8 protein-coding genes are annotated in these 9286 nt (G+C 62.9%); 3 read left to right on the top strand and 5 right to left on the bottom strand.

Annotated features, from left to right (window positions below; all coding sequences use genetic code 11):
- The 5 genes from EN879_RS13315 to EN879_RS13295 all read right to left on the bottom strand — a co-directional run.
- Positions 1-199: Gfo/Idh/MocA family oxidoreductase (locus EN879_RS13315; protein ID WP_206520943.1), on the bottom strand; the 199-nt coding region annotated here is incomplete at its 3' end.
- 19 nt (positions 200-218) lie between these two features.
- Positions 219-2762, bottom strand: a complete 2544-nt coding sequence (locus EN879_RS13310; RefSeq protein WP_063168708.1) for an ATP-binding cassette domain-containing protein — start codon at positions 2760-2762, stop codon at positions 219-221.
- Positions 2763-2878: 116 nt separating this feature from the next.
- Positions 2879-3898, bottom strand: a complete 1020-nt coding sequence (locus EN879_RS13305) for a sugar ABC transporter substrate-binding protein (RefSeq protein ID WP_013530435.1) — start codon at positions 3896-3898, stop codon at positions 2879-2881.
- Positions 3899-4056: 158 nt separating this feature from the next.
- Positions 4057-4995 carry a threonine/serine dehydratase gene (locus tag EN879_RS13300; protein ID WP_013530436.1) on the bottom strand — a complete coding sequence of 313 codons (939 nt, stop codon included), beginning with the start codon at positions 4993-4995 and terminating at the stop codon, positions 4057-4059.
- A complete protein-coding gene (locus tag EN879_RS13295) occupies positions 4985-6088 on the bottom strand; it encodes a succinylglutamate desuccinylase/aspartoacylase family protein (protein ID WP_244514328.1) in 1104 nt (367 codons plus the stop codon). Before EN879_RS13295 ends, EN879_RS13300 begins: the two co-directional genes overlap by 11 nt.
- Before the next feature lie 95 nt (positions 6089-6183).
- Here EN879_RS13295 and EN879_RS13290 point away from each other — a divergent pair, with 95 nt between their 5' ends.
- The 3 genes from EN879_RS13290 to EN879_RS13280 all read left to right on the top strand — a co-directional run.
- On the top strand, positions 6184-6969 hold the full coding sequence (locus tag EN879_RS13290) for an IclR family transcriptional regulator (RefSeq protein WP_013530438.1): 786 nt from the start codon (positions 6184-6186) through the stop codon (positions 6967-6969).
- Positions 6970-7099: 130 nt separating this feature from the next.
- Positions 7100-7849: a GntR family transcriptional regulator gene (locus EN879_RS13285; RefSeq protein ID WP_027160933.1), complete on the top strand. Its 750-nt coding sequence runs from the start codon at positions 7100-7102 to the stop codon at positions 7847-7849.
- A 68-nt stretch (positions 7850-7917) separates the two neighbouring features.
- Positions 7918-9286, top strand: a 1369-nt coding sequence (locus tag EN879_RS13280) for a putative N-acetylmannosamine-6-phosphate 2-epimerase (RefSeq protein WP_127274082.1), incomplete at its 3' end; no start/stop codon positions are given.

Here is a 9286-nt window from a genome sequence, read left to right as displayed (position 1 = left end):
CTATGTAGGCGTCGGCGGCATTGGCAGTCAGCGCGGCGGCGGCATCGGTGAAATGCCGGACGCCGAAATCGGACGCGGCCTTGCTTCCCGAGGCAGCGTTCGGATCAACGAATGCCGATAGTTCCGCGACAGGGCTCTCGGCAACCACCTGCGCATGCAGGAGACCCATGTAGCCGGCACCGACGATGGCGATCTTCAATTTGCTCAAAGGGTCCTCCTTACAGGCATGGTGCAAGGTTGGATGCTGGCCGGGGTGCGCAGGCTGGTGGTGTGATCGTGCGATCACCGAAGGCCAGCGTCATCACATCTTCTTCCGTCGCCCCACGCGCCAGCGTGCCGACAGAGTGGCCTTCGCGCATGACGACGATGCGGTCGGCAACGCCGAGGACCTCGGGCAACTCGCTCGACACCATGAGGATCGCCGCGCCCTCGGCCTTCAATCTTGCGATCAGGTGATGGAGTTCGGACTTTGCGCCGACGTCGACGCCGCGTGTCGGCTCGTCGAGCAGGATGATCTTCGGCTTGGTGGCAAGCCATTTGCCGATGACGACCTTCTGCTGATTGCCGCCCGAGAGTTCGATGGCCATCTTGTCGGGCTGGGCCGGCCGCACGCCGAGTGAGCCGATGAGATCGCGCGCGAGAGCCAGGATGTGGCGAGGTCTCAGCAGGCCGAAGTGACTGTTGTCGCGAATCCAGGCGAGGGACAGGTTATCCCTGATCGACATCGTGCCGACAAAGCCTTCCAGATGCCGGTCTTCCGGTATGTAGACGATGCCGGCGCGATTGGCGGTCTTGGTGTCGCCGCTGGTCTGCTGCCCGCCGAAAATTCTGAGGGTGCCGCCATGCATGGGATCGAGGCCGGCAATCAGCCTGAGCACTTCGGAGCGGCCGCTGCCCATCAGGCCGGCGAGCGCGACGATTTCGCCCCTGCACACGCTGAGCGTCGCAGACTTCAAGAGCTTGCCATCGGAGATGTTGCTGATCTCGATCGCGGTCTCGCCGACTTGCGCTTTGAGATAGGGGAAGATGTCGCCGACATCGCGCCCGACCATCATGGAGACGATCTCGGCCTCGCTGGTCTGGCTGGTCTGGCGCTCGCCGATGAAGCGCCCGTCACGCAGAACGACGACGCGGTCGCACTGGCTGAAGATCTCTTCCATCTTGTGCGAGATGTAGAGGATGCCGGCGCCGCGAGCTCTCAGCCTGTCGATCAGGTCATAGAGCTGGTCGCGCTCGCGGTTGGAGAGCGCGCTGGTCGGCTCGTCCATGATGAAGAACCAGGCATCGGACAGAACGGCACGGGCGATTTCCACCATCTGCCGGTGCCCGACGGAAAGCGTTCGCAGTTCCGCGCCAATGTCGATATCGAGCGACAGCTCGTCCATGATGGCTTTCGCATCGCGCCGCATCCGGGCCCGGTCGAGAAATCCCAGGCGGGTGTGCGGTTCGCGGCCGATGAAGAGATTCTCCGCCACGGTCAGGTCCGGCGAAAGGCTGAAATGCTGATGGATGACGCTGATGCCCTTGGCGGCGCTGGGGGAGTGGAACTGGACGGCGTTGCCGTCGATGACGATCTCACCCTCGTCCGGGCGATGTAGACCGGAAATGCACTTCACCAGCGTCGATTTCCCGGCCCCGTTCTCGCCGGCAAGTCCCACCACCTCGCCGGCCGAGACGGCAAAGCTGACACCGTCGAGTGCCTTGACGCCCGGAAAAGACTTGCCAAGCCCGCGCAAGGCGATGCTGTGTTTGCCGACCGATGTTGCGGCGGTGTTGCGGGGCGACGGGGTGGACTTGCGGCCACCGGTCTTGAACAAGGCGGCGACACTCTCCGGCTGGCTGGTGAGAACGGCCACCAGAATGAGGCTCGCGGTGACGAAATAGATCAGGATCTGCGGCACCTGCAGGAACGACAGGCCGGTGTTGATGACGCCCAGCAGCAGCGCCCCGATCGCCGTTCCCCAGATCGAGCCCTGGCCGCCGGAGAGTTTCGTGCCGCCGATGATCGCGGCTGTGATGGCTGTAAATTCAAGGCCGGTGCCGGCAAGCGGCTGTGCCGAACCAAGGCGGCCGATGGTGAGGATCGCGCCGAGCCCGGCTGTCGCACCGGCAATCAGGTAGACGGAGATGCGCACGAGGTCGACGGGAACCAGAGAGGCCCGCGCCGCCCCCGCATTGCCGCCGATCGCATAGATCCAACGCCCGTATACCGTTCGATTGAGCACGAACCACCAGAGGCTCAGGCAGATGGCGGCGATGATGACGGAGACCGGCAGCAGGCCGATTGTCTCGCGTCCGGCGAAAAGCAGGACCGGATCGGCGACCGCGATGCTGGATGCGCCGGAGAGACTGAGCGCCAGGCCGCGCGCGAACGCCATGGTGGCGAGCGTTGCGATGAAAGGGGAGATGCCGGCAAAGCCGATCAGCGCTCCATTGAGCAGACCTATCGCGGCACCGCCACCGATCGCGGCGAGAAGGCTCAGGCTCGCCGAGCCGGTTGCCGTATAGGCAAGACCCGCGGCGATGCCGGAACAGGCGAGGTTGCTGCCGACGGAAATATCGATGCCGCGCGCGATGATCACGGCCGTCATGGCAAAGGAGATGAGGGCGATGACCGCACTCTGCTGCGCGATGCTGACAAGGTTGCCGGTCGACAGAAAGCGCGGATCGATCCAGCCGAAGACGGCGATGGCGACCAGCAGCACCGCGATGAGAACCGGTTCGTTGCGCCGTAGTAACGGAGAGGTCCAGGACTGGAACATGGGTCGGTCCTCTTATCGAGCATCATGCGCGGTCACCACGGAAGCGGCGACGGCGATCGTCAGGAAAAGGGGACGCCGGATGATACGTCATCCGGCGCTTGAGCCGCTTTAGGCTGTTACTTTGCCAGGGTCATGGCGGTCGCCGGAACCTTGGGACCGAGTTGCTCGGTATAGTTCTTGGCTTCCACCGCCTCCTTGTCGGTGTTGATGTATTCGAAGGTGAGGCCATCCGCCTTGAGCTTCGCCGCCGTCGCATCCGAGGTCACGAAATAGGTCGGCATGTAGAGATCCTGCGGCAGCTTTTCGCCGTTGGCCAGGCGAGCGGCAACGGCGATGTTCCAGTAGCCGACACGATAGGCGCCGGTCAGCACGTCCATCACCATCTTGCCGTCGTCGATCAGCGGCTTCATCTCGGCGTCGCCGTCATAGCCGCCGTAGAGCAGCTGGGTTCCCATCGAACTGGCAACGGAATCGGCTGCCAGGCAAAGGCTGTCGGAGATGCAGCCGATGGCCTTCAGGTCCGGATAGGTGGTGAGCCATGTCTGGGCGGCATTCGTTGCCTTGGCTGCGTCCCAGCCGGTCGGCTCGATGCCGACGACCTTGATGTCCGGAAACTCCTTTTTCAGGGTTTCGACAAAGCCTTTTTCGCGCGTGTCGGACACGAAGTTGCCACGCGAACCGACGAGCAGGGCGACTTCGCCCTTGCCGCCAAGCGACTTGCCGAGCGCGCGGGCAACCATCGACATGTTGTCGTAGTCCGGATAGAGCGTCGAATAGTTCGAGCCTGCCTCGACCTTGTTGCCCATGGTGATCACCGGAATGCCGGCGGCAGTGGCTTTCTGGATCACCGGAATGACCGCGTTCTTGTCGATCGGATCGATCAGGATCGCGCTGACGCCCTGATTGATGAAATTCTCGATGATGCTGACCTGTTTTTCCAGGCTACCCTCGGCGCTCTGCCAGGTGGATTTCACCCCATAGTCGGCGGCAGCCACGTCGCCGGCTTCCTTCATGCGGACAAAGAAGGAGTTCTGCAAGTCGATTGCCGCAAGTCCAAGAACCTTTTCCGCGGCAAGCGAGGGCGTTGCGATGGCGAGTGCAAGCAGAGCAATGGATGCTTTCAGGGAAATGCGCATGTTTCAGTTCTCCTCTTGTTGCGACAGGACGATTCTTCGCCTCTTTTTCATGTCCCGCACGACGACCGTCCCAGCGACAGGCATTCCGGCGGTATTCCGCGGCACTCGTGCCGTATCCATGTCGGGCCGCGTCTTGCGTGGACCGGCCTTTCTCGACCTCAGCCGTTCAGGCCTTCGACACCGGCGCCGCAGACAAGCCCGGCGATGCGGGCGCCGCGCGGTGGCTTGAAAGCTCCGCTCATCAACGCGGCCAGCGATGCCGCGCCGCTGAGGTCGGCGGCGATGCCGAATTCGAACCAGAGCAATTCAGCGGCTTTCTGCATGTCCGCATCCTCGACAAGGACGATGTCGTCGACGTGCTTGGCGACGATCTCGTAGATACTTTCGTCCGTGCGGCCGCAGGCCATGGTCGCCACCTTCGTCGTTATCTCGGGCAAGCGAACGACACGGCCGGCAGTCAGGGAGGCGTGAAGGGTCGGTGAACCGGTCGGCTCGACACCAACGATCCTGGCGTCGGGTTTGACGTGCTTCAGGACTTCGGACATGCCACTGATGAGGCCGCCTCCGCCGATCGCGACGATGTAGATGTCGGCATCGGGAATCTGGTCGACCATCTCCAGCGCCACGGTTCCCTGGCCGGACACGATCTGCGCATCGGCGAAGGGATGCATGTAGAAGGCGCCGCGCGCTTTTGCCTCGGCCAATGCAGCCTCATGCGCTTCATCCCAGACCTTGCCTTCGAAGCGAACGTCAGCGCCCCATTTGCGCAGCTTTTCCGCCTTCAGCGGGCTTGCATTGTTCGGCAGGTAGATGGTGGCGGGAGCGCCGGCCCGGGCAGCCACATAGGCGGTGGCCAGGCCGTGATTGCCGCCGGATGCGGCGACCAGTCCGTTTTCGATCCGGCCCGGCTCGAGCGTTTTCACCCGGTTCGTGGCGCCCCGGATCTTGAAGGAGCCGCTCACCTGGAGGCATTCGAGTTTCAAATAGACATCATTTTGGAGGTTCGCGCCCGTGGCATGGTCGAGCTTGACGACCGGGGTGCGCCGTATGAAGGGGGCAATGCGCCGGGCAGCCGCCATGATGTCTTCATGGCTCATCGGTCAGTGCCTCCGGATATTCGTTGGCCAGCACGAAACAGCAATTCCCCGGGCGCACGCGGCCGGGTTGACGCTTGGCGAAAACGATGCCGTCGATGGGGTGAAGGAGATCGATGGGCGCGCGCGACAGCGTGTGGAGGAAGTGAATGCGTCCGGCAAGGTCGCCTTTGCTGACGGCACTGCCGAGGGGGCTCAAGGGTTCGAAGACACCGTCCTCCTCGGAAAGCAGATAGCCTTCGCTTCCGGGCACCTTGAGCACGCGTGCGTTGGCGCCAGGGGCAATGTCAGGCGCGCCCTTCAGGACGCCTGCATGTTTCAGCACATTGCGGATGCCCCTGCGGCAGATGGCCAACGCATCCGGACTGACAAGGCCGCCGCCGGCCATCTCGCTGCCGATGACGATCAGCCCCTGGTGATTGGCGGACGCGGTCGAGGTCCGGGTTTCACCGAGATTGTCGACCATGACAACGGTCGGCGCCCCGAAGGCGAGCGTCGCCTTGATGTTCTTGCGATGCCCCTGCGCGGTCGGGGAGGGCTCGATGATCGCGCTCGGCAGGATCATCAGGGACGAACCGCCGGAGTGGAGATCCAGGAAATAGTCGGCCTTCGGAAACAGGATGTCATGCACATAGGCCGCTATCTGGCTTGTCAGCGTGCCGTTGAAATCGCCTGGAAAACTGCGGTTGAAATTCAACCCGTCGACCGGGGAGGTGCGGGTGCCGGCCTCGACGGCCCGAATGTTGATGGCCGGAATCGCGATGATGCGACCGGCTATATCCCGTGGATCGATCTCGCGCAGAAGCTCGCCGAGCGCGATCGGCCCCTCATATTCGTCGCCGTGGTTGCCACCCTCGATCAGGACCGTCGGACCGTCTCCGTTCTTGATGACGGCCAGCGGAACGCGGACCGTGCCCCAGGCATCGTCGTGCGGCGATTGGGGCACATGGAAGAAGCCGATCTGCTTGCCCTCGCGATCGAAATCGACCGACGTGTAAACACTGTTGTTCCGGGGCGTGATGGTCGCGCGGACAGTGTTTGCTGGTCTCTGGACGGTCATCGGCTCGGCCTCGAAATTCATTGTCCCCGTCATCATGTCAGTTTTATATATGGTGTCAAGTTTGGATATAAAACCAATGGCAATTCCGATTTCTTGTCTCTATCGTGCGTGGACCACCGGGGATTCTTCGAATGGCAGATGACGCAAAAGAGAGTGGCAAACCGACCTATTCGGCCCCGGCGCTGACGAAGGGTCTGGATGTCCTGGAGCTGCTGGCGGAGGCGCGAGCGCCCTTGACGATGAAGGAGATCGCGGAAGGCCTCGGTCGTTCGAAGAATGAGATTTTCCGGATGCTGATCGCGCTCCAGGAGCGTCAATATATCGAGCGCAACGCCGAGACCGACGCCTATTCGTTGACCGACAAGCTTTTCAAGCTGGGGCTGCACACGCCGAGCGCTCAGGATCTCATGTCCGCCGCAATGCCCGAGCTGACGCGGATTGCCGGGGACTCAAATCAGTCGCCGCACCTGGTCGTCTTCAATCATGGCTTGACTGTCGTGACCGCGGCCGTTCCCGGCGGCGAGGACATGGCGTTCACGCTGCGCCTCGGCTACGGCCGCCTGGCCACCGACGCGACCTCCGGCCATGTGATCCTTGCCTTCCAGCCGCCAAAGGTCGCGACGCGGATGATCGACGAATGTGCGGCACATTCGCCGGCGCCGCTGGATCGAGAGGCGCTGGAAAAGCAGCTTCGTACCATCCGCGCGGACGGTTACTGGATGCGCGAGAGCCGTGATTTCGTCGGCATCACCGATATCTGCTGTCCGGTCATCGGACCGGACGGCAGCGCCGTCGCCTCCATTATCGTCGCCTATATCAATCGCCATACGCGTGAAAGCCGCCATGCCTTTACTCTGGAGGTCCTGCGTGCTGCCTGCGATCGCATCTCCATGAAGCTGTCACCGCGGGTTCGCTGAGGGGCCGTGGTGCGCTGACGGCGCGGACGAGGCACCGCCCGCGGGACGTTTGCACCGGATTGATAATACCAGTATGGGTCCAGTCAGGAATGTTTTGATCCTGGGTGCTTCTCGCGCGGGAGGAAGAGCAATGACAACCGTGAACCTGATCGGGCTTGTCAGTCGGGAGATGGAAGCGACAGCCTCCGATGTGCCGCTTTACCGACGGTTGAAATCGGCGATCGAGGCAGCGATCCGTTCCAACGCTTTGAAGGCCGGCGCGGTTCTGCCGGGCGAGCGGGTTCTGGCGGAAGCCCTGTCGATCTCGCGTGTCACTGTGAGAAAAGCTCTGGCGTTGCTCGAAGAGGAAGGGCAGCTCAATCGCCGGCATGGTTCCAAAACCGAGATCGGGTCGCGGGTCGAAAAATCGCTTTCGACGCTGACGAGCTTTTCGGAGGACATTCTGGCGCGCGGCCTGAAGCCTGGATGCCTATGGCTTTCCAAACAGATAAGCCGTCCATCGCCAGCCGAAATGATGGCTTTGGGTATTGCCGCAAACACCAATGTAATCCGCATGCGCCGCGTGCGGACGGCCGATGGCGCGCCGATCGCCGTCGAGGTCTCGGCCGTGCCGGTTCGCTTCCTTCCTTCGCCCGAGATGGTTCAGGACTCCCTCTATGAAGCGCTAGATGCACGCGGCTTCCTGCCTCAGAGGGCAATCCAGCGCATGCGCTCGCGCGGCGCATCGCTGGAGGATGCAAGACACCTTCATTGCGAGATGGGCGCACCGCTGCTGATGACCGAGCGCCGCTGCTTTCTCGCCGACGGACAGATCGTGGAATACTGCGAGACACGCTACAAGGGAGACGTCTACGACTTCGTCTTCGAGCTGCAAAGATAATACCAGTTATGAACTGGTTGTAATCTGGTATTTTCCATTTATCGTGATGGCGACAGGGGAGTGCCGACGTGCAGCGGGAAGACATCGCCAACAGTCTCATCGTGTCCTGCCAGCCGGTTCCCGGCGGCCCGATGGACAGTGCGCAATTCGTGACGGGCTTTGCCAGGGCCGCTCTTGAAGCCGGAGCCAAGGCCCTGCGCATCGAATCCGTGCCCTATGTCGCGGCCGCCCGCCTGGCCGTCCGCGAGCCGATCATCGGTATCGTCAAGCGCGATCTGACCGACAGCCCCGTGCGCATCACGCCCTATCTGGCCGATGTCGAGGCGCTGGCCGAGGCGGGCGCCGATATCATCGCTTTCGATGCGACGGACCGTGTCCGTCCCGTTCCTGTCGAAGCGCTTGTGAAAGCCGTCAAGGCCAGGAACAAGCTGACCATGGCCGATTGCTCTTGCCTTGACGATGCGCGCCGGGCCCTTGCCGCGGGTGTCGATTTCGTCGGCACGACGCTTTCCGGCTATGTCGGCGGGCCGGAGCCGGAGGATCCGGACATTGCCCTCATCGCTCAAATGCGAACCCTGAGCCCCTACGTCATCGCCGAAGGGCGTATCCGGTCGCCGGAGCAGGCGGCCGCCGCCGCGCGCGCCGGCGCCTGTGCCGTGGTTGTCGGATCGGCGATCACCCGTACCGAGCACGTCACCTCGTGGTTCCACCAGGCGATTTCCGGGGCCTATGCGGCAAGGGGCACGCAAACCGTGCTTGGCCCAACCGTGCTGGGCATCGACATCGGGGGAACCAAGACCATGGCCGCGCTGGTCAGCGGCGGCAAGGTGGTCGAGGACATGATCGTGCCTACCGCGCGAGAGGCTGGACCCGACGCCTGGCTGGCATCCCTTGCGCAAAGCACGTCGGCCTGGTCAAGCCGCTTCAGTCGTATCGGTATTGCGGTGACGGGGCTGGTGCACGATGGACGCTGGTCGGCGTTGAATCCGGCGACGCTTGGCATTCCCGACGGCTACCCGCTGGTCGAAAGGGCATCCGCTGTTTTCGGCAAGCCCGTCTGTGCGTTCAACGATGCCCAGGCAGCCGCCTGGGGCGAATACAAATTCGGCGCCGGGCAAGGTCGCGACATCGTCTTTCTGACCATCTCGACCGGAATTGGCGGCGGCATCGTTTGCAACGGCCGATTGCTGTCCGGTCTTGCCGGTCACTTCGGTCTGATCCGTGGTTTGTCTGAAGACCAGGCCCCGCTCGAAGACAGCACCTCCGGCCGCTGGATCGCTTCGCAGGCCCTCAAGGCCGGCTTCAAGGCCGATGCCGCCGATGTGTTCGGGCTTGCGCTGAAGGGCGAGGCCTGGGCCGACGCCATCGTCTCGCGGAGCGCCTCGCGGGTCGCGACGCTGTGCCGGGACATTCAGATGATGATCGATCCGAAATCGA

Origin of the sequence: Mesorhizobium sp. M7A.F.Ca.AU.002.02.1.1 (genome assembly GCF_003998535.1) — a bacterium.
GTDB classification, from domain to species: Bacteria; Pseudomonadota; Alphaproteobacteria; order Rhizobiales; family Rhizobiaceae; genus Mesorhizobium; species Mesorhizobium ciceri.
This window is presented reverse-complemented; position numbering and strand designations above follow the sequence as displayed.